Consider the following 21,319-nt stretch of genomic DNA (forward strand, 5'->3'; position numbering starts at 1 on the left):
TTTGTATTAGTTTCCAATTTCTTGAATCACATCCGATTCATATATTTTAAAACCTTTATTGTTTGTTTGGGCAATTTTCACAAGTGCTTTGGCTACTGTTTTACCTTCAATGGGTTTATACTTTTTCAAGTTTCCAAGTAATAAGAAAGAAAGTGTTTTCATAAAAAAGGCACCAACTTTTTCTCCCAATCTAAATTCAGTTCGGTTTCCTAATAGAAGGGAAGGTTGCAATACAGAAATGCTTTCGAAATCACAATCTTTAAGAAAATCTTGAATTTCTCCTTTTGTCTTCAAATAGAAATTTCCAGATTTTGCATCAGCACCAAGAGATGAAATAATCAAATACTGTTTGACTTTATTTAGCAAAGCAAAAGTGGCAAACTGGCGCGGATATTCAAAATCTACTTTTCTAAACGCGTCATTACTTCCCGCTTTTGTGATTGTTGTACCAATGGTGCAAAAGAAATCATCACCAACGATTAATTCTTTATAGGTTTCTGGCTTATCAAAATCAATCACGTGTTGCGTTAATTTTGGGTGCTTTATTCCGGTGTCTCTTTTTACGAAAGCGATTACTTTTAGATAGTCATTACTATCTAAAAGAAGATTCAATAGTTGTGAACCTATTAAACCGGTGCTACCAATAATCAATGCCGTTTTCACAGTTATGATTTTTTATTCTTGCCGAAATTAAATTTCACTTTCTCCACTACTTGGACTTTTGAATTTCCTTTTGGATATTGTTTTTTAGAAGTGTTTTTTGTTGCCGGTCTTGCTTTTGAGGGTGCTTCGTCACCTCTTGATTTTTCTTCGTCTCGTGGTTTTGCCTTAAACTCGGGTCTGTCTTTAGATCCTTCTTTTGCAGGAATTTGAGCTTTATGTTTTGCTAAAACATCATTTGGGTTTTTTGGATTTTCTTTCGTTCCACGCAAGTGAATTACCAATGCATTCAGAAAGTTACGCAACACTTGGTCACCACATTCCATATAATTTTCATGTTTTTCATCACGGAAAAAAGCACCTAATTCTGATTTAGTGATTCTAAAATCTACCAATTCTAATATTTCAACTATTTGATCGTCACGTAACATTAAAGCCACGCGAAGTTTTTTAAAGATATCGTTGTTTGTCATCATATTCTAATTTTTTACAAAGGTACGGTTTAAAAGCAATTGGACCACAATTTTAGATTTAGAATTGGTTTTGGTTCAGAATTTGAAGTATTTTATCCAAATCTTCTTTTTTGTGATTGGCAGTAATAACAATTCGATTTAAATCCTTGGTGTCAGTCGGGTATTTAAAATTAGTCATGATGATTTTATTCGCAGTGAAAATTTCATTTATTCCTTCGATTTCAGGATAAATTAACGGATAATTTGGATCAAAACGAACTTCTTTATTTTTAATCAAATGAACGTCTATATAGTTCAAATTGTTTTTTAATTTTTGATACTGTTGCAAATGAATTGCTGATGCATCAGCCATAGTTTGTACAAATGCGGCATTCATTCCGGCACTGGCCACAAAAGTATCATGGGTTGCCATCTGATTAATAAATTCGGAATCGCTGGCAATTACACCTCCCGTCAATCCGAAAGCTTTACCCAAAGAGGACGATATGATTTTTCTTTTAATATTGGGAAGATCAATATTCGAAAAAATCCCGCAACCATTCGTGCCTAAAATCCCAAGGGAATGTGATTCGTCTATAACTAAAGTAATTTCTTTATTGGGACGAATTAAATTTAGGACTGAAAGATCGATTGGTTTTACATTAAAAAAAGGAACTGCATCGGTTAGAATCGTAATTTTTTCATTTACGTTATCCAGCAAACGGGGATTTAATTTGTTGCCAATAAAAACAGGAAGACTATTTGGGGCTTTAATTGCAGTGTGCGTATCTGGAAAATGAAAAAAGCAATCGGTTTCAGGTGTTAATGCTTCAATTAATAATTTTCCCGCCAGCATGCCAGAAGAAACGGTAAGTGCAGCTTCTGCTTTGATGAATTTGGCTAAAAATCGTTCTCCGTTTTCGTAGGCGCTCAATTGAATATTGGCACTTCTGGAACTTCCGTAAGCTGTTCCCCATTGCAAAATATTTTTGATAAGCAGTTTTTGGAATTCAGGATGCGTTGGTAATCCTAAATAAGCCGTTCCTCCAAAATAAAGATATTCTTCATTGTCGATTTCAATTGTTCGATCTGGTGATTGGTTGACTTTCATTTAAAACTACATTAAAGTTACACCAGTTCCATTTAATTCAGAGTAGTTTATTTTTCCAAAATCAATAGTCACTCCGGTTGCAATATCTTCTGCCAAAAGCAATGCGCCGTCCATATCGACATAATCCAATTGTGGTAATAAATGCGCAATCGCGGATATTCCCACAGTTGATTCGGTCATGCAACCCACCATCGTTTTTAAGCCTAATTTCTTAGCTTCCTGAATCATTCGTTTTCCGGGAGTTAGTCCTCCACATTTTACTAATTTGACATTTACCCCATGAAAATGATGGTAACATTTGGCAACATCTTCTTCTATGATACAACTTTCGTCAGCTATTATTGGTAAAACAGAATGTTTGTAAACTTGCTTGTGTCCTTCCCAATTGTCAGCTTTCATGGGTTGTTCTAAAAATTCAACACCTAGTTTTTTTAACTCGATGGCATTATTGATGGTTTCTTCCACGCCCCAGCCGCAATTGGCGTCAATTCTAAAAATGGCATCGGTATGTTTCCGGAGTTCCCTTACAATGGCAATATCTTCTTTGGTTCCTAATTTTATTTTATAAATCGGCCAAGGCAATTCCTTCATTTTAGCGACCATTTTTTCGATGGAAGCAATTCCAATCGTGTAATCTGTCAATGGATTTTTGTCGGTGGTGTAATTCCACAATTCGTATAATTTCTTTCCTTTTTTACGCGCATATAAATCAGTATACGCCATATCCAAAGCGCATAACGCAAACATATCTTGTTTTAAATACGGATGAATCTTTGACCAAAATTCTTCGGGTGTTTCATTTGTCGTTGATTCAATTACGCTCCGAATTTTTTCCAAATCCTGCATCATTACCGGAACGGTTGTCTTGTAATACGGATTAGAAGTTGCTTCGCCAAAGCCAAAGAAACCATCACTTTTTAATTCTACAATTAAAGAAGGCTGAAAGTTTATCGATTCTCTTGAAATCGTGAATGTATGTTTTAATTTGAGATTGTATTCTCTTAAGATTAGTTCCATTTGAATCGGATTTTAGTACTTGAAATTAATGTATTTTTCTTTAAATGTATAATATTTAATAGCCGAGCCATAAAACTGCTTTTACAAAACCATCGCGCCATAATCTTTCATTGTGTTGTCCTCCTTTTACTATTTTCTTTTCGTTCAAATTGAGGCAATAGCATCTTTTTGTATTAATTAGACGCTCCATATTATTAAGGTCTGTAACCATAGAATCATCATCTCCTTCTTTATCCCCGCACAGGAAATAATATTTTGTTTTTTGTTTTTTTGTTTTTTGTTCTAGTTCGAAAATTTCTTTACGGTTAATCCAAAAAGCGGGCGAGAAAACACCTGCTTTACCAAACACTTCAGGATATTTTAAAGTAGCATAAAAGGAAGTCAATCCTCCCAAAGAACTTCCCATAATAATGGTGTTTTTCTTTTTAGTTTTGGTTCTATACGTTTTGTCAATTTGCGGCTTTAGCGTTTTAACAATAAATTCTAAATAATTATCCGCTTTTCCGCCGCCATATTTTTCATTTTTATAGGGAGTTAATTCTGCTAAACGCTTTTCGTTTCCGTGTTCTATTCCCACTACAATAACTTGTGCATGGAGACTGTCCAGTTTTTCATCGATATTCCATTCTCCGCTGTAGGATGTTTTAGTGTCGAATAAATTTTGGGCATCATGCATATAAATAACCGAAAATTTCTTTTTTGTGGTTAAATAATTTTCAGGTAAATACACCCATATTTTTTTATTTGAATGCAATTGAGGAGCTTCAACAGTAAAACTTGAAACTTGTTTTGACGCGGTACTTTTTTGAGCTATTGTATTTGTAAATGCAAAAAGTAGTACAAGAAGAAGGGGAAGTCGTCTAATCATTAAGTTATAATTTGTAATTTAATTTAGAAGGAATTTTTTAGCTAAAAATAGTAATTATTTTTATAATTTGATTTTGAATAAAATTATAATTGAGGATCTTTTATTAAAATAAAGGTCTTGTTATAGAAATCAAATTCATTCAGTGATTGATCTCTACTTTTATTTCGAATATATTGTTATTTATTGTTTCGAATTATAGTAGAAGTACTTCCCAAATTACTATCGTTCCAGTAATCGAATTTTGTTTTTTTGTTAAAGTTTCATTTTACTGTGTTTTTTTTATTTGGTTTAAATGTTTGATAATCTGAGTGATAATCTTTTTTTATTTCGATTTTTCTTATATTTCGTTGATTCGTGCTAATATTGAAATTATTTACTGGCACAGTTGTTGGATTTCGCAATAGTAGTTACTAATTAATATTTTGAAAAGATGAAAAAAATAAAGTTACTCGCATTATTAGGTATAGCCTTTTTTGCCACAAGCGCAATAAATGCACAGGTATCGTTTGGTTTAAATGTTGGACTTCCTACAGTAGTAGTATCAGGTCATTATGAGAGAGGGTATGCCCCTCAAAGAGTTTACAAAGAATATCACGATAATGATAGAGTCTACTGTAATCCTGGACGATATGAGAACCGGAGAGATTATGATAGGAGAAGATACGAAGCGCAAAGAAGGTATGAAGAGCAAAGAAGATATGAAGCGCAACAAAGATACGAAGCACAAAGAAGATATGAAGAAAGAGATAATCGTGGACATTGCGATAACGATGAGTACGATGATTAATTCCTATTAAATTTAAATAGAAAAGAGAGAGAATCAAAATTGATTCTCTCTCTTTTTTTGTATTTTCTATAGTTGTTCAAAAACAATATGAAAATCTATAAAAGATGTCTAATTAGTGACCAATTTTTTGTATTTTAATTTAAAAGAGATATTTTAGCAAAAAATAATTTGATGGATACTAACGAAGAAAAAGTAAGTTTGCTTTTAGAAATGATTGCATTTTCTACTGTTGATGGAAAGTTACATAAGAGAGAATATGGATTTTTGTTTATTGTTGCCAATGAGTTAAATATAGAAAAAGGAGGATTCAATGATTTGTTTCACCAAGAATTACCAAAATTGCCAATCAAATCAAATTTTCAACGCATTCAACAATTTTATAGATTGGCTTTATTAATGCATAGCGATGGTGTTTTGCATAAAAAAGAAACTGTCGCTATCCAACAAATAGCAATTGACATGGGACTCAATCCAGAAGCTACGAAACGTATTCTTAAGTTAATGAAGGAAGCGCCAAATGTAATTATTGATGGTGAAGTTTTATTAAATGTTTTTCAGGAAGAGCAGAATTAAGTCAATTGTCCTTGCAACGCTTTTATTTCATCACGTAATTTTGCGGCCTGCATAAAGTCCAATTCCTTTGCTGCTTTTTCCATGTTTTTTCGTTTTTCCCGAATGCGTTTTTCTATTTCCACTTTTGATAAATATTCAGTAACAGGTTCGGCTGCAATAGAATTAGTGTAGCCTAATTCATAATCTGCCAAAGGATTTTTAGTAAAGGCGCTCTCAATCTTTTTATTCAAAGCTTGAGGAACCAAATTGTTTGCAGTATTGTGATTCATTTGTTTTGTTCTGCGATAATTGGTTTCATCAATGGTTTTTTGCATGCTTGCCGTAATTTTATCAGCGTACATAATTGCTTTTCCATTCAGGTTTCTTGCTGCGCGACCTATTGTTTGCGTAAGCGAACGATGGCTTCGTAAAAAACCTTCTTTGTCTGCATCTAAAATTGCCACCAGAGAAACTTCGGGTAAATCCAGGCCTTCACGAAGTAAATTCACACCAATCAACACATCAAAAATTCCTTTCCGTAAATCTTGCATGATTTCTATTCGTTCCAAAGTATCTACTTCAGAATGAATATAACGGCAACGAATATTGACTTTGGTTAAATATTTGGCCAATTCTTCCGCCATTCTTTTGGTTAAAGTGGTCACCAAAACGCGTTCGTCAATTTCGGCTCGAACCTGAATTTCTTCGATTAAATCATCAATTTGGTTTAAACTTGGTCGGATTTCGATGATTGGATCCAATAATCCTGTCGGACGAATTACCTGTTCCACAACGACACCTTCCGTTTTTTGCAATTCATAATCGGCTGGTGTAGCCGAAACGTAAATTACTTGGTTCTGCATCGCTTCGAATTCTTCAAACTTCAAAGGACGATTGTCCATCGCTGCCGGAAGTCGGAAACCATATTCCACTAAATTTTCTTTTCGGCTTCTGTCCCCGCCATACATGGCGCTAACTTGAGAAAGAGTCACGTGACTTTCATCAACCACCATTAAGTAATCTTTTGGGAAATAATCCAATAAACAAAATGGTCTTGTTCCTGGTAAACGACCATCAAGGTAACGGGAATAATTTTCAATTCCGGAGCAATAACCGAGTTCACGAATCATTTCCAAATCAAAATTGGTGCGTTCTTCCAATCGTTTTGCTTCGAGATGTTTTCCAATTTCCTTGAAATAATCGACTTGTTTTACCAAATCCTGTTGTATTTCCCAAATTGCACCTTGCAGTACATCTGGCGAAGTCACAAACATATTGGCTGGATAAATCGTCAGTTTTTCAAATTTTTCTAGAACCTGAGAATTCTTTGGGTCGAAACTTTCAATTTCCTCGATTTCATCACCAAAAAAATGAACTCGATAGGCCTCATCTGCATAACTCGGATAAACATCTACTGTGTCGCCTTTTATTCTGAAACTTCCGGGATTAAAATCGGCTTCAGTTCTGGAATACAAACTTTGCACTAGTTGATGCAATAATTTAGTTCGGGAAATGATTTGTCCTTTCTCAATTGGAATCAAGTTTTTCTGAAATTCTATTGGATTTCCGATACCGTATAAACAGGAGACAGACGCTACAACTAAAATATCTCTTCGCCCAGAAAGTAACGAAGCCGTTGTTGACATTCTCATTTTTTCCAGTTCTTCATTGATGGATAAATCTTTTTCTATGAAAACGCCGGTTACGGGCATGAATGCTTCGGGCTGGTAATAATCGTAATAAGAAACGAAATATTCCACGGCATTATTTGGAAAAAACTGTTTGAATTCCGAGTACAATTGTGCCGCTAAGGTTTTATTATGTGCCAAAACCAAAGTTGGTCTTTGCACTTCCTGAATCACATTGGCAACTGTAAATGTTTTTCCAGATCCGGTAACTCCCAATAAAGTTTGGAATTTTTCACCATCAATAATCCCTTGAGTCAATTTTTCAATCGCTTGGGGTTGGTCGCCCTTAGGCTGGTAATCGGATACTACTTGGAAATTCATTTAAAAAATAGACAAAGGTTAAGAGGAACAAAGGTACAAAGTTTGAATTCTTTTTTTACCAAAGTTTAAGCCAAAAAAAAGCCATCAACTTTTTGTTGATGGCTTTCCATATTATAAAAATATTCTTCTAGAAGCTGAAGCTTAATCTGGCAAAAACAAAACGACCGTTTTGACCAAATTGAGATGTGTTTCTTGAATATACAAATTGATTTGCATTAGACAAATCGATTGTCGATGGAGCAGCTGTATAATCGATAGCTCCTGACACTAATCGTGGTTTGATTGCAGTTTGCGTTCCAAGATTCATATCTGGATAAATGTCAAAAATATTATTAGCTCCAATAACAATTTTTGCAGCATTGGTAATTTTGAAACCAACTGACAAATCAGTAATAATTTTTGCTCCCCAGATTGGGTGCTCAATTTCTACTGCTTGACCGTTTACTACAATACCTTCAACTCTTCCATCTCCATTTACGTCTGCTGTATTTGGATCTGTTACTTTACCAAAATAAACGTTTCTCAAGAAGAAATCGAATTTTTTGTAAGAAAGTGAATTTGTTAAATTAGCTTTAACTCTTGGCACTGCTTCTTGAAGATAAATTCTTGAGGATTCTGAATAGTATCTGTTTATCTGACCTGCTGCTTCAAGTATCGGCGATGCGTGTATTGAACCGACTCTTCTTGTATTAGAAATAGTACCAGATAAATCAGTTTTTAAAGATAACCCTTCACCGAAACTTGTTTTATGGCTAATTACAACATCAATTCCTTTTGACTCTGTGTCAATTGCATTCGCAAAGAAAGTTGCTGCAGTTGCTCCTGCGGCATCAAAGTATTGTTTAGTAACAGCATTCGAAGTAAATTGATCTGTAAGAACGACTCTGTCATTTATTTTAACAACATAGGCATCAGCTGTTAAAGTGATATTTGCAGCAGGTATTTTTGCAGTAAATCCAATACTGACACTTTTAGATTCTTCTTGTTTTAATGTTGGAATTCCTAATGCTTTTGCAACTGGAGAATCATTGTTAAAAGTTCCAACTTCAAATGGAACACCGCCTACGAATTGAGTCGCTGTTGAATTAAAATAGATTTGATGTAATGATGGCGCTCTAAATCCTGTTGAAACAGCACCACGCAAATTGATGTTATCCGTTAGTTTGTAACGAGATGCCACTTTGAAATTAGTTGTATTTCCAAAATCAGAGTAATTCTCAAAACGAACCGCGCCATTAACTAACCATTTGTCAGTAAGATCTAATTCTAAATCAGTATAAACGGCTACACTATTACGTCCTTTGTCAATTGCATTTGCAGGTCTGAAACCTGGGAATACTTGTGCTCCACCTGGTCTATTAGCACCGTAAAAATCAGTAACTTTAATATTAGCAGGAGTTGTCCCCGTAACTGCTGTTCCATTGATGTCATATAGGTTATATGAATCTGGTTCACCAGCATTGATATTAAAGTTTTCATGTCTGTATTCAGCACCAAACGCAACGTTCAGTCCTTTCATAACATCAAATTTTCTATTCATATCAAAATTGGTTGTATTTTGAGAGAAACCTAAACCTCCAGCATCAAACTGAGTTGCAGATTTTTCTCTTAAGGAAGCATTCACAGTGTTTTCGATGTTATAATCAAAAGTATTTTTTCCAAAAGTATTACTTAAATCAAAATTCCAGTTTTCGAATAAAAGACCTCTAAGACCAGCGGCTACAGATACATCGCCAATTGTAGAATGAATTTCTGGTAAGAAGCCGTTTGCATATAATCCGGTATATGATCTGGCTTGATTTGGTTTTCTGTAAAAACCTGCAGCTTCGCCGGTTCTATAGCTAGTTCCGCCAAAAGCATACACTTCTAATTTATCATTGATTGGATAAGCGGCGTTCAAAAAGAATTGGGCGCTTCGCAAAGAAGATTGTCCCACTCTCATATTGAAATCTTTTCTTTCAAGACTTCTATACGCTAATTCTCCTGCTGTAGCATCAAAGTTTAATGCGGTTTGCATTTGAGGAATAGTTAGAGCACCTGTTATAGCAGTTTGTTGCGACGCTGTAAAATAACCTACTTGAGGAGCATACTGTTTTATTGTGGTAAGTATTTGTGTTGTATTAGGTGTATTAGTAATGTTTCCAAACAAGGCATTAATGTTTGTACCAGCTTCTGCAGCTCTTTGTTCAACCGCATTATAGGCATTGAATAGAGTACCAGTTACATCCTTTGCTCTGCTAGTAGCATCTCTAAGTTGAAAACTGGCAGTTGCATTAATAAAACTTTTCTCTTTGCCAAGACCTGTTCCGTAGTTTAAGTCTAATTGGTAGTTGCCACCATCAATACTACCAGTATGGTCATTAGCTCCTTTTGAAAGATTTCCTCCTCCAAAAAGGGCAACATCTAATTTATTGGTGTTTTTCTTTACATTAATATTGATTACACCTGCAATGGCATCAGAACCATACTGTGCGGAAGCTCCGTCTCTCAACACTTCGATTTTTTCGATCGCAAAAGCAGGAATAGCATTTAAATCTGTTCCTACTGATCCTCTACCTGGCGATCCATTAATATTTACCAAAGAAGAAGTATGTCTTCTTTTTCCGTTAACCAATACCAATACTTGATCTGGTCCTAAACCTCTTAATTGAGCAGGGTCGATGTGATCCGTTCCATCAGCTACAGTCGTAGTGTTTGATGTAAACGATGGCGCAACCATGTTTAAGATTTGGTTTAAGTTAACTTGTGGACCTTGTGAAGCAATCTCTTTCATGCTGATTACATCAATTGGCACCGCAGATTCTGTTACCGTTCTGGTAGGATTACGGGAACCTATTATAACAACATCTTGAAGTGTTTCACCACTTCCTGTTAAAATAACATTTACAGTATTTCCTGTTACTGTTACAGATTTAGTTTCTAAACCTACGTAAGAGAATTGTAAAACATCACCTGTTTTTGCAGTAATGGTAAATTTACCGTTAGCATCTGTAGTTGTGCCTTTGGCAGTTCCTTTAACAATTACAGTTGTGCTTGGTAAAGTAGCATTGGAGTCATCAGTTACGACTCCTGAAACTTTAATTTCCTGAGCAGTTAAGCCTGCCGAAAGAATAAAGGTTAGAATAAAAAAAAATTTTTTCATTTTTGGGTTTTTAGGGTTCTGACGGCTAAATTACTATTAAAATAACGTTAATTTTTATAAAATAATCAGAAATAGTCCATAAATAATGGATTATCATTATTTATGGACTATTTTATAGAAAAAGTAAAAGGATTTGTTTTTTTTGAAAATACAATAATTATATTATTGTAGATAATTTTTGAAAATAAATGAGAATAAGAAGTAATAAAAGTTATTTTTTAAAATTTCCAGGCTTTTTGCTGTGCTTCGCTCAAAAAAGTCCATGCTACAATTCGGCTTGTTTTTTGGCCTTGCGCCATGTCAATTGTCTTTATTTCCGCTGCACTTACTTTGTTTAACGTTTTGTAAATACTGGACAGATTATCTCTTTTGGAAACAAGAGTAGTAAACCAAAGACATTGCATTGGATATTTTGCGCTTTCGTAAATCATTTGGGTAACAAAACCTAGTTCGCCACCTTCACACCATAACTCGGCATTATGGCCACCAAAATTCAAAACGGGTTTTGTGGTTTTTGTCGCGAGGCTTCGGGATTCTAAATTGTTTATTTTTCGCACGGAGCTTTTAGTAGCTTCATCTTGGGAAGCATGAAAAGGAGGATTGCAAATAGTAAATGTAAATTTATCTTCGGGAGTGATTATGTTTTTAAAAATAAAACGGGATTCCGTTTGTAATTGCAAACTAATTGGATCAATTAACTTTGGGTTTGCTTCAATAATTTTTTTACAATTTTGAATTGCATTTTCGTCAATATCTGTACCAACAAAACTCCAGCCATAAGAAGCGTTTCCTATTATAGGGTAAATACAGTTTGCACCAATGCCGATATCTAAACCTTGTACTGTTTCTCCTTGCGGAATGATTCCGTTATTGCTTGAAGCTAATAAATCAGCTAAATAATGAATGTAATCAGCTCTTCCCGGGATGGGAGGACAAAGATAGTTTTTAGGGATATCCCAATCTTGTATGTCGTAATGATTGATTAATAAACCTTTGTTTAATGCCTTTACAGCATCTGGATTACTAAAATCGATCGTTTCGATATTGTGCTCATTGACAGCAACAAAATTTTTTAATTCAGGATTGTCTTTGATTAATTGTTCAAAATCGTACCCAAATCTATCAAGATTTCTCGGATGTAAATTAGTTTTTTCGGTAATTGTTTTCGCTTTCATTTTCTATAATTCGGATGCAAAGGTAGTCAATCTCTTTTTGGCAAGATATAAGAAGCATTTAATAGATTATGCTTGAGTATAAAATTGTTTTTCAAGATCAATCCATGCATTCCATCATTAATAAATCGCCTTCATTGTGTTCTATTGTAACGATACCATCTTTGGTGACGTGATTGCTGCTTCCGGTTCTATACCCAATAGTTAAACTGTCGTCTTTTAACGGATAAAATAAATTGTCAGAATGAATTCCGTTAACGTGGCCAATGGGAATTAACGAAATGGGTGTATTTGCCGAGTACCATTTTTCAAATTTATTGGGTAGCAAAAAAATTTTTGAATGGTCGTCCAGAATAACAATTTTCAATAAATTTCTATATCGAACAATATTTGTCAGATTGGTAATCGTATGATCTGCTCTTCTACCAGTTGCCCAAACTACATTTACCGCCGGGATTTTTCTTTGAATTAAATAATCAAATGCTTTTTCTAAATCCGTTTTATCTTGGTCCGGAGTATGAATAATTTCTATAGGGTATTGGGAAGTTTTATATTGTTCGGGATCAAATCCGCGATCGAAATCACCTAAAAGCACATCGACTTTGATATCTAATTGCATGACTCTTTCCATGGCAGAATCTAATACAATTACTAGGGGAGACCATTCTAGTAATTGTCCTAATAATTCCGGATGGCACGCGGCGCCATTAGCAATTATTAAAGCCGGTTCTTGGTCGTCGCGAACGATGTGATGTGAAGACATGGTTAATTATAAGTTATAAATTACAAATTAAAAATTATGAATACAAATATAGTTATTCAATCTTGTAATTCTTAATGTCAACTTCGCTTAGGGAAAAATAACCCAAAGGATAATCCGCTACATTTGTAGTGTTAATGATATTTCCTCGAACTGTTGCGGGAGGAGACTGAAATGGACCTCCGCCATTATTTCCGGCAATGCTGACCAGAACACTCATGTAATTATAATAGGTTTTAGAAATGCCGTAATGGATGACTTCTATCTTGTCGCCTACTTTTAAATCATTATTTTGGGAAATACTGAAGAATCTGTTGCCGTTAAAAAACTCGTCTTGATCTACATAAAAATTTGATTTAATTTGATTGGAATAAATGTATTTATACAAATAATAATTAGGTTCACTAGCTGGATCAGTAAAGTAAGACTTAATTTCTATTGTGTTTCCGGTAAATCCACCATTATTATTTTGAATGATTTCTGTTATTGGGGCAACTGATTTTAAAGATTCTTTGGCATTGTAAATTGATCCATTACTAATGATTGTTAACGTATAAACTTCATTTAATACCGGAACAAAATTGTAGCAGACATAATCTCCTTTTATTGCCGATTCAATAAAATCGAAAATAGTGTTAGAGCTATTTTTTATGTAAACAGTAGCTCCGGAAACCTTTGGAATTTGATTGCTGTAAAAATCAGTCGTTGTGGTTAATGTGATTTTTTGTTGATTTCCTGATGTTCCTTTTTTCCAGTTTATTGATGCTTCTATGACTAATTTTGGAGTAGCTGTATTTAAATTTACTGGAATAACATCTTCACAGCTCTTTAGAAAGAATGCCAGAATAATAACTAATAGTGATTTTATTTTGTTCATGATAATTAAAATTTGAAGTTATAACTAACGGCTGGAACTATTCCGAAAATGGAAGTTTTTACCGCCTCATTATTACCGGTATCTGTGTTTTGTCGGAAATTGATGGAAGCCGCATTTTTCCGGTTATACAAATTATAAATGCTGAAAACCCATTCTCCTTTCCAGTTTCTATCGGCATTTTTTCTAGGTGTCAATGTTGCAACAATGTCGAGATGATGATAAGCCGGAAGACGATTTTCATTCCTCAAACCATAACTTGGTACGTTTATTCCCAAGTATTCATATTGCCCGTTTGGATAAGTTACGGGTTGTCCGGTTTGTAAAGCAAAATTGGCTCCAAAAGACCATTTTTCATTCAAATTATAAGAACTGGTAATAGCAATATTGTGCAATTTATCGTACACTGAATTGTACCATGCTCCATTGTTTATTCCTTTTTCAACAGCTGTTCTTCCCGGAGTTTGCTGCGCAGATTTAGATAAGGTATAGGAAATCCAACCGTTAAATCTGCCTTCGTTTTTTCGGAACATTACTTCTAATCCGTACGATCTTAATTGTCCGTTGAGTATCACTTGTTCAATGGCTTTGTTAGCTATCAAATTTGCGCCGTCAATATAATCCAATCGGTTTTTTACTTTCTTGTAATACGTTTCCACTTCAAGTGAATACATTCCGTCTTTAAAATTTTTGAAATAACCCAAAGCGACTTGATCAGCAATTTGTGGTTTTATAAAATTATCACTTGGCGTCCACACATCAAGCGGAGTAGGAGATGAGGTGTTAGAGATTAATTGTAAATATTGCACCATTCTGTTATAGCTTGCTTTTACAGATTGGTCGTCATTGATTTGATAGGCAAATGAAAAACGTGGTTCCAGATTATTAAAGCTTTTCATAACTTTATTCTTCTCATAGAATTTTGTTTCAATAGGAGTCGCTTTTTCATAAATTTGTAAATCCGGATTGAATGTTACCGGATTGTCATTTTCATAAATATTTATGGTTGATTGTCCTAAACGGTAAAACATGCTATAGCGAATTCCGTAAGAAAGCGATATTTTATCCGAAATTTCATGATCAGCATTAATATATAATGCGGGTTCAAAAGAGTATTTTTTATCTAATTGATCAAAATTAATCCCGGAATTAGCGTCAGATGGTTTGATGGTTCCCGGATTAAAATCGTAGTAAATAGCATTTACACCATAATTTAATTTGAAAGAATCTGAAATGTAATTTTTAAAATCGTATTTAATATTGTAATTTTTGATTCCAGAATCCCATTTAAAACCAACAAAATCAAGATCTAAACCATAATAATAGTCACTGTAAATCAGCGATAAATTCGAAAATAATTTATCTGAAAATAAATGATTCCAACGTAAGTTTAAAGTGGAGTTTCCATAAATATTAGTAAAACTTTTGTTTAAGCTAAAAACGTCTCTCCCAAAATATCCGGATAAATATAAGTTATTATTTGGATTCAGTTTGTAACTCAATTTAGTGTTCAAATCATAGAAATAGGCCGAGTTGTTTTTTTGTTCTTCCGATAGTTTCAAGAATAAATGCGCATAGGAACTTCTGCCTCCAATAAGAAAAGAACCCTTGTCTTTTACTAATGGTCCTTCGACCAAAATCCTACTCGAGATTAATCCTATTCCTCCATTAACATGAAATCCTTTGCTGTTGCCATCCTTTTGATAAATGTCTAAAACTGACGAAGCTCTTCCTCCAAAACGAGCTGGAATTCCTCCTTTGTATAATTTTAAATCTTTAATCGCATCCGGATTAAAAACGGAAAAAAAACCAAAAACATGGGAGGAGTTAAATATGGTTGCTTCGTCCAATAGAATCAAATTTTGGTCTGCGCCACCACCGCGAACATTGAATCCTGAAGCGCCTTCGCCAGCATTAGTAACACCGGGAAGCATTAAAATAGATTTAAGAACATCAACCTCTCCAAGTACAACTGGCATTTTCTTAATGGTCGAAATAGAGAGTTTATTGACGCTCATTTCCGGTTTTCGAATATCAGTTTTGGTTTTATTATCGGTAATAATAACTTCTTTTAATGCTGTTTCATTACTGAATAGCTTGAAATTATTTTTTATGTTTTGGTTTAAATTTATAGATTCTTCAATGTTTTGGTATCCCAAATAAGTGATTTGAATTGCATAAATTCCTTGTGGTAAAGTAATGGAGTAAAACCCATATTCATTGGTAGTAACTCCCGTTTTTAACCCCGAGATTACAATGTTTACGCCAATTAAAGTTTCGTTACTGTTAGTATCGGTTATGATTCCGCTTAGTGTAAATTTTTGCTTCGTCAGGTCGCGTATGTTTGTATCTTGTGAAAAAGTAGCCAGAGAAGATAATAAAAGAATAAAAAAGACAATATTTTTCTTAGTAATCATTTCTTAGATTTTGATTTTGCAAATTTGAACTAATGGAAGTTAATTCTTGTTTAACAATTGTTAATGTATTGCTAAGATAAAAAAAAAGACAACCGTTTCGGGTTGTCTTTTTTGTGGTATGGAAAAAGATAGATTATGCTAATTTAGCATCTAAATTTTCTTTTATCGCTGCTAAGAAATTCTCAGTAGTCAAGTAATCAGCTTCAGTCAATCCTTCTGGTTTAACTAGCATAGCTAAATCTTTAGTCATTTTACCGCTTTCAACAGTGTCAATACAAACTTGTTCTAAAGCATGACAGAAATCAATTAATGGTTGATTTTCGTCTAATTTGCCTCTGTGTTCCAATCCTCTTGTCCAAGCAAAGATAGATGCGATTGGATTGGTAGAAGTTGCTCTTCCTTGTTGGTGTTGTCTAAAGTGTCTTGTAACCGTTCCGTGAGCAGCTTCAGCTTCTACTGTTTTTCCGTCAGGTGTAACTAATACAGAAGCCATCAATCCTAATGAACCAAATCCTTGTGCAACAGTGTCAGATTGTACATCACCATCATAGTTTTTACAAGCCCAAACAAAACCACCACTCCATTTCATTACGGAAGCAACCATGTCATCGATTAATCGGTGCTCATAAGTAATTCCTGCTTCAACGAATTGAGTTTTGTACTCTTTTTGGTAAACTTCTTCAAAAATATCTTTGAAACGCCCATCATAAGCTTTCAAGATTGTGTTTTTTGTAGAAAGGTATAATGGCCATTTTTTAGTCAATGCCATTTGGAAAGATGAATGAGCAAAACCATAAATGCTTTCGTCCGTATTGTACATTGCCATAGCAACTCCATCACCTTCATAATCGTAAACTTCCCAAGTTTTTGTTTCTCCTTCTTCAGGAACAAAAGTCATGGTTAATTTTCCTTTTCCTTTTATAACGGTATCAGTTGCTTTGTATTGATCTCCAAAAGCATGACGACCAATAACGATTGGCTGCGTCCATCCTTGCACATAACGAGGAACATTTTTCATGATAATTGGTTCACGGAAAACAGTACCACCTACGATGTTACGGATAGTTCCGTTTGGTGATTTCCACATTTTCTTTAAACCAAATTCTTTTACACGATCTTCATCAGGAGTAATGGTCGCGCATTTAATCCCTACATTGTATTTTTTTATTGCTTCTGCTGAATCAATAGTGATTTGATCATTAGTTGCATCTCTATTTTCAATCCCTAAATCGTAATATTTAATGTCTAAATCTAAATAAGGAAGAATTAGTTTTTCTTTAATAAAAGACCAAATAATTCGTGTCATTTCATCTCCATCCAATTCAACCACTGGATTGGCTACTTTAATTTTTGTCATAATGTATTGATGTGTAATTTATTTATTTTAAAAACGTGGCTACAAATATAATAAAACGGTATCGTAAAAGGAAATACGTTTGTGTTAAGTTTAATATGGAATAAATTGAATTACGTAATTATTGTTTTTGTACGTTTTAAAAGAGAATATGAAAAATTTAATATTCTTTTTTTGTCAAATAAAAACTCAAGAAAACGCGTAAATAATGTAAATGGAAATATTTGAATTTATATCAAAAAAAAATCCCCAACAATGTTGGGGATTTTTATGGTAAAGAGATAGCGGACTATCTTCTTTTGTCTTTAATTTTAGCTTTTTTACCAGTAAGTTCTCTGAAGTAGAAAATTCTAGCTCTACGAACTGCACCTTTTTTGTTAATTTCAATTTTTTGCAAAGCAGGCAAGTTAACTGGGAAGATACGCTCAACTCCAACAGCACCTGACATTTTACGAATAGTAAAAGTTTCTGTATTAGCAGAACCTCTTCTTTGAATAACAACTCCTTTAAAAAACTGTGTTCTAGTTTTTTCACCCTCTCTAATTTCGTAGTAAACGGTAATAGTGTCTCCAGCTGCAAAAACTGGGAAATCTTTTCTTGTTACGAATTCGTCTTGAACGAATTTCATTAAATCTGCCATGATATATTTAATTATGGTTTTTATATCAAATCAACATTCGCGGATCTCGCCAGAGGTTAACCTGAATTTGGGTGCAAAGATAAAAAAAATGTTTAAAGTTTAAAGTTTTTCTTGTTTAAAGTTGAGAAGTTGTTGATAGCCAACTTTAAACCTCAAACTTTAAACTAATTTTTACTCCTCAAGCAAATCCGGTCTTCTATTCTTTGTATGTTCGTACGCCGTATCTTCTCGCCATTTATCAATTTTGGCAAAATTCCCGCTGGTTAATACTTCAGGAACTTTCCAGCCTTTATAATCTGCAGGGCGCGTGTAAATAGGGCCCGATAATAATCCATCCTGAAAACTATCCGTCAATGCTGAGGTTTCATCACTCAAAACACCCGGAATCAATCGGATTAATGCATCCGATAAAACCAAAGCCCCCAATTCTCCACCGGACAATACATAATCACCAATAGAGATTTCTTTAGTGATAAAATGATCACGAACTCGTTGGTCAACGCCTTTATAATGCCCACACAAAATGATGATATTCTCATACATCGACATGGTATTGGCCATTTTTTGGTTCAAAGTTTCTCCGTCCGGAGACATATAAATGATTTCGTCGTAGGTTCTTTCGCTTTTCAAATGCGTGATACAGGCATCAATAGGTTGCACCGTCATCACCATGCCAGCACCACCGCCGTAGGGATAATCGTCTACACTTTTTTGTCTATTCGTGGTGTAATCCCGCAAATTATGAAAATGAACTTCTACCAATCCTTTATCGATGGCACGTTTCATAATCGAAGCCTCAAACGGACTTCTCAATAATTCAGGTAAAACGGTAACAATATCAATACGCATAATTTTACATCTTAATTTTAAAGGTGCAAAGGTACAAAGTTTTAAAGAGTCAAAATTTAAAGATTTAAAGATTGAAATTAAATTATTCAATTGTACTATTTAACTATAAGCTTATTTCAACTACTTTTATCGCTACAAATAATTTAATCTTAAACAATGATTTCAAAAATAACCAAAGCTAGTATAATGCTTGTTTTTATTGCTTCCCTGCAAAATCAAGCGCTTCACGCTCAAAATAATTCTATTAAAATGACTAACCCACTTTTGCAAAAAAGCGCGTTGCAGTATCAAGCACCGCCTTTTAATTTAATTAAAGACGAGAATTTTAAGCCTGCTTTCGAATATGCCTTAAAAAGCCATGATCAGGAAATAAACAAAATAGCAACTAATCCTGCTAAACCAACGTTCAAAAATACGGTGTTGGCACTCGAAATTTGCGGGGTCGATTTAGTTAGGGCTACAGGAGTTTTTTATAATCTAACGGGTTCAAATACTAATCCCACTTTGCAAGCGATTGAAGCAGAATATGCTCCGATTTTTTCCGCTCACAATGACAAAATATATTTGAACAGCCAGTTATACAAACGTTTCAAAGCGTTAAACCTGGCTACTCTAAAAGGAGAAGACAAGAGATTGACGCAATATTACTTGCAATTGTTTGAATTGGCGGGTGCAAATTTATCGCCTGCTGATAAAGAAAAGATGAAGAAAATAAACGAAGAGTTGGCCAGTTTGGGTACACTCTTTGGCAACAAATTATTGATTGCCCGTAAAAATGGAGCCGTTTTATTTGACAATGTAAAGGATTTAGACGGTTTGAGTTCAGACGAAATAGCCGCTGCAAAAGCAAAAGCTACCGAGGCAGGCCACGATGGTAAATATTTGATTGGATTATTGAATACAACGCAACAACCCTTATTGGCAAGTCTTAAAAACAGAGCCACAAGAGAAAAAATATTCAAGTCGTCTTGGACTCGTGCGGAGAAAAATGACGATGGTGATACTCGAGAAGTATTAGAAAAAATGGCCAAATTACGTTTGAAAAAAGCGAAATTAATGGGTAAGAAAAGTTTTGCTGAATGGAGATTGCAAGACCAAATGGCAAAATTACCAAGCACTGCGATGGACCTTTTAGCGAAAATTGCTACCCCAGCAGTTGCTAAAGCAAAAGTAGAAGCCAAGGAAATTCAAGACCTGATCGATGCTCAAAATGGAGGATTCAAATTGGAGCCTTGGGATTGGAATTTTTATTCCGAACAAGTTCGTAAAGCAAAATATGATTTGGACGAAAGTCAAGTAAAACCTTATTTTGAGTTAACGACTGTTTTAGAAAAAGGGGTATTTTTTGCAGCAAAACAAATGTATGGCATCACTTTCAAGGAAAGAAAAGATTTGCCGGTCTACAATCCGGATGTTGTGGCGTACGAAGTATTTGACAATGACGGAAAATCAATGGCGATTTATTACCTGGATTTTTACACCAGAGATAACAAAAACGGTGGTGCCTGGATGAATAATTTTGTGACTCAGTCTCATTATTTAAAACAAAAACCGGTGATTGTAAACGTTTATAATTTTTCTAAACCAGTTAATGGAAACCCATCATTGATTAGTTTTGATGATGTGACAACATTATTCCACGAGTTTGGACATACCTTGCATGGTTTGTTTGCCAATCAAAATTATCCAAGTATTTCAGGAACATCTGTGCCGCGTGATTATGTGGAATTTCCATCTCAAATCAACGAACATGCTGCACTGGATCCTACTGTCTTAAAAAATTATGCGATTCATTACAAAACAAAAGAAGTGATTCCTCAAGCTTTAATTGATAAAATTAAAAAAGCAGAGACATTCAACAAAGGATATGACGTGACCGAATTATTGGCCGCCTCAACGCTTGATATGGCTTGGCATAGTGTAGAAAAAGAAGCAGATTTTAAACCAACTTTGGTTTTTGAGAAAGAAGCACTTCAAAAATATGGTTTGTTGGTCAATGAAGTTCCAACAAGATATCACACGCCTTACTTTGCACACATTTGGAGCGGGGGTTATTCAGCTGGTTATTACGCTTACACCTGGTCAAAAACCTTGGATTATAATGCTTTCGATTGGATGCAGGCCAATGGTGGTATGACCAGAGCGAATTGCGAACGTTTCCGTAAATATATTTTATCAGTAGGGAACAGCGTCGATTTAAACCAAGCTTTCAAGGATTTTATTGGGCATGACATGCAAATCGAACCGTATTTGAAAAACGCGGGACTTTCAGACAAATAATCCTTTTTTAATTCACTACTAAAAATGGCATTCGTAAAGGATGTCATTTTTTTTGGGAGCTATTCCAGCTATTCGTTGCAATCTTTCTATTTTTAAAAAAAAATAAAAAGGATTTTCGCTTCTATCTGGGCTAGGATTTTGTAGAATTAAAGGTTTTAGATAACTAAATTAGTACGAAAGAGATTAATAAATAAAAGCCCTTAGGTGGTTTTTGTAATAAATTTATTATACATTTGAAATACAAATAATTAGATATTTGTCAGACAAAGACAGCCGGATTTGAGTAGATTGGAATGATTTTGTTATGACTATATGAAAGTTAGCGGTCAGTCGAAACCAAAATTACGCTGAAAATCAAAATTTTAAAATCAAACA

17 protein-coding genes are annotated in these 21,319 nt (G+C 34.4%); 3 read left to right on the forward strand and 14 right to left on the reverse strand.

From position 1 onward, the window contains the following. Positions 1–6: 6 nt before the first annotated feature. The 5 genes from ACFX5F_RS03065 to ACFX5F_RS03085 are packed head-to-tail and all read right to left on the reverse strand — an operon-like array spanning position 7 to position 4,108. Positions 7–663 carry an NAD(P)H-binding protein gene (locus tag ACFX5F_RS03065; protein ID WP_379849804.1) on the reverse strand — a complete coding sequence of 219 codons (657 nt, stop codon included), beginning with the start codon at positions 661–663 and terminating at the stop codon, positions 7–9. Positions 664–665: 2 nt separating this feature from the next. Then, complete coding sequence (locus tag ACFX5F_RS03070; RefSeq protein ID WP_379850393.1) at positions 666–1,133, reverse strand: DUF1456 family protein; 468 nt, start codon at positions 1,131–1,133, stop codon at positions 666–668. A 58-nt stretch (positions 1,134–1,191) separates the two neighbouring features. Beyond that, entirely contained in the window at positions 1,192–2,223 is a 1,032-nt protein-coding gene (locus ACFX5F_RS03075; protein WP_379849806.1) for an aminotransferase class I/II-fold pyridoxal phosphate-dependent enzyme, read from the reverse strand. A 6-nt stretch (positions 2,224–2,229) separates the two neighbouring features. Next, positions 2,230–3,240, reverse strand: a complete 1,011-nt coding sequence (locus ACFX5F_RS03080) for a dipeptide epimerase (RefSeq protein ID WP_379849808.1) — start codon at positions 3,238–3,240, stop codon at positions 2,230–2,232. A 55-nt stretch (positions 3,241–3,295) separates the two neighbouring features. Further along, complete coding sequence (locus ACFX5F_RS03085) at positions 3,296–4,108, reverse strand: alpha/beta hydrolase (RefSeq protein ID WP_379849810.1); 813 nt, start codon at positions 4,106–4,108, stop codon at positions 3,296–3,298. 430 nt (positions 4,109–4,538) lie between these two features. On the opposite strand from ACFX5F_RS03085, the gene ACFX5F_RS03090 reads away from it, so the two are divergent. Next, on the forward strand, positions 4,539–4,895 hold the full coding sequence (locus tag ACFX5F_RS03090; RefSeq protein WP_379849812.1) for a hypothetical protein: 357 nt from the start codon (positions 4,539–4,541) through the stop codon (positions 4,893–4,895). A gap of 171 nt (positions 4,896–5,066) precedes the next feature. Continuing rightward, positions 5,067–5,468 carry an excinuclease ABC subunit B gene (locus ACFX5F_RS03095; protein WP_379849814.1) on the forward strand — a complete coding sequence of 134 codons (402 nt, stop codon included), beginning with the start codon at positions 5,067–5,069 and terminating at the stop codon, positions 5,466–5,468. On the opposite strand, the gene uvrB is transcribed toward ACFX5F_RS03095, so the two are convergent. The 9 genes from uvrB to trmD form a co-directional block, all read right to left on the reverse strand. Further along, the gene (uvrB, locus tag ACFX5F_RS03100; protein WP_379849816.1) at positions 5,465–7,456 is read right to left on the reverse strand and encodes an excinuclease ABC subunit UvrB; all 1,992 of its coding nucleotides are present in this window, start codon (positions 7,454–7,456) and stop codon (positions 5,465–5,467) included. The two genes, ACFX5F_RS03095 and uvrB, sit on opposite strands and share 4 nt — an antisense overlap. Before the next feature lie 127 nt (positions 7,457–7,583). Continuing rightward, positions 7,584–10,598, reverse strand: a complete 3,015-nt coding sequence (locus tag ACFX5F_RS03105) for a TonB-dependent receptor (RefSeq protein ID WP_379849818.1) — start codon at positions 10,596–10,598, stop codon at positions 7,584–7,586. A gap of 218 nt (positions 10,599–10,816) precedes the next feature. Further along, a complete protein-coding gene (gene rlmF, locus ACFX5F_RS03110) occupies positions 10,817–11,773 on the reverse strand; it encodes a 23S rRNA (adenine(1618)-N(6))-methyltransferase RlmF (protein ID WP_379849820.1) in 957 nt (318 codons plus the stop codon). 97 nt (positions 11,774–11,870) lie between these two features. After that, on the reverse strand, positions 11,871–12,533 hold the full coding sequence (locus ACFX5F_RS03115) for a thiamine diphosphokinase (protein ID WP_379849822.1): 663 nt from the start codon (positions 12,531–12,533) through the stop codon (positions 11,871–11,873). Positions 12,534–12,585: 52 nt separating this feature from the next. Continuing rightward, the gene (locus ACFX5F_RS03120) at positions 12,586–13,407 is read right to left on the reverse strand and encodes a DUF4249 family protein (protein ID WP_379849824.1); all 822 of its coding nucleotides are present in this window, start codon (positions 13,405–13,407) and stop codon (positions 12,586–12,588) included. Between the two features lie 5 nt (positions 13,408–13,412). After that, positions 13,413–15,821 carry a TonB-dependent receptor gene (locus ACFX5F_RS03125; RefSeq protein ID WP_379849826.1) on the reverse strand — a complete coding sequence of 803 codons (2,409 nt, stop codon included), beginning with the start codon at positions 15,819–15,821 and terminating at the stop codon, positions 13,413–13,415. A gap of 133 nt (positions 15,822–15,954) precedes the next feature. Further along, a complete protein-coding gene (locus tag ACFX5F_RS03130) occupies positions 15,955–17,178 on the reverse strand; it encodes an NADP-dependent isocitrate dehydrogenase (RefSeq protein ID WP_379849828.1) in 1,224 nt (407 codons plus the stop codon). Between the two features lie 286 nt (positions 17,179–17,464). After that, positions 17,465–17,815, reverse strand: a complete 351-nt coding sequence (gene rplS, locus ACFX5F_RS03135) for a 50S ribosomal protein L19 (protein WP_131916212.1) — start codon at positions 17,813–17,815, stop codon at positions 17,465–17,467. A 171-nt stretch (positions 17,816–17,986) separates the two neighbouring features. After that, positions 17,987–18,664 carry a tRNA (guanosine(37)-N1)-methyltransferase TrmD gene (gene trmD, locus ACFX5F_RS03140; RefSeq protein WP_379849830.1) on the reverse strand — a complete coding sequence of 226 codons (678 nt, stop codon included), beginning with the start codon at positions 18,662–18,664 and terminating at the stop codon, positions 17,987–17,989. Positions 18,665–18,820: 156 nt separating this feature from the next. On the opposite strand from trmD, the gene ACFX5F_RS03145 reads away from it, so the two are divergent. Further along, positions 18,821–20,944, forward strand: a complete 2,124-nt coding sequence (locus ACFX5F_RS03145) for a M3 family metallopeptidase (RefSeq protein WP_379849832.1) — start codon at positions 18,821–18,823, stop codon at positions 20,942–20,944. Positions 20,945–21,319: the final 375 nt, after the last annotated feature.

This window comes from Flavobacterium zhoui (genome assembly GCF_042787235.1).
Lineage (GTDB): Bacteria > Bacteroidota > Bacteroidia > Flavobacteriales > Flavobacteriaceae > Flavobacterium > Flavobacterium zhoui.

Bases quoted from the DNA above. Each gene is read 5' to 3' on its own strand.
- ACFX5F_RS03125 (WP_379849826.1), bottom strand. From the start codon at position 15,821: ATGATTACTAAGAAAAATATTGTCTTTTTTATTCTTTTATTATCTTCT.
- uvrB (WP_379849816.1), bottom strand. From the start codon at position 7,456: ATGAATTTCCAAGTAGTATCCGATTACCAGCCTAAGGGCGACCAACCC.
- rlmF (WP_379849820.1), bottom strand. From the start codon at position 11,773: ATGAAAGCGAAAACAATTACCGAAAAAACTAATTTACATCCGAGAAAT.
- rplS (WP_131916212.1), bottom strand. From the start codon at position 17,815: ATGGCAGATTTAATGAAATTCGTTCAAGACGAATTCGTAACAAGAAAA.
- ACFX5F_RS03085 (WP_379849810.1), bottom strand. From the start codon at position 4,108: ATGATTAGACGACTTCCCCTTCTTCTTGTACTACTTTTTGCATTTACA.
- ACFX5F_RS03070 (WP_379850393.1), bottom strand. From the start codon at position 1,133: ATGACAAACAACGATATCTTTAAAAAACTTCGCGTGGCTTTAATGTTA.
- ACFX5F_RS03115 (WP_379849822.1), bottom strand. From the start codon at position 12,533: ATGTCTTCACATCACATCGTTCGCGACGACCAAGAACCGGCTTTAATA.
- ACFX5F_RS03130 (WP_379849828.1), bottom strand. From the start codon at position 17,178: ATGACAAAAATTAAAGTAGCCAATCCAGTGGTTGAATTGGATGGAGAT.
- ACFX5F_RS03145 (WP_379849832.1), top strand. From the start codon at position 18,821: ATGATTTCAAAAATAACCAAAGCTAGTATAATGCTTGTTTTTATTGCT.
- trmD (WP_379849830.1), bottom strand. From the start codon at position 18,664: ATGCGTATTGATATTGTTACCGTTTTACCTGAATTATTGAGAAGTCCG.
- ACFX5F_RS03090 (WP_379849812.1), top strand. From the start codon at position 4,539: ATGAAAAAAATAAAGTTACTCGCATTATTAGGTATAGCCTTTTTTGCC.
- ACFX5F_RS03075 (WP_379849806.1), bottom strand. From the start codon at position 2,223: ATGAAAGTCAACCAATCACCAGATCGAACAATTGAAATCGACAATGAA.
- ACFX5F_RS03095 (WP_379849814.1), top strand. From the start codon at position 5,067: ATGGATACTAACGAAGAAAAAGTAAGTTTGCTTTTAGAAATGATTGCA.
- ACFX5F_RS03105 (WP_379849818.1), bottom strand. From the start codon at position 10,598: ATGAAAAAATTTTTTTTTATTCTAACCTTTATTCTTTCGGCAGGCTTA.
- ACFX5F_RS03080 (WP_379849808.1), bottom strand. From the start codon at position 3,240: ATGGAACTAATCTTAAGAGAATACAATCTCAAATTAAAACATACATTC.
- ACFX5F_RS03120 (WP_379849824.1), bottom strand. From the start codon at position 13,407: ATGAACAAAATAAAATCACTATTAGTTATTATTCTGGCATTCTTTCTA.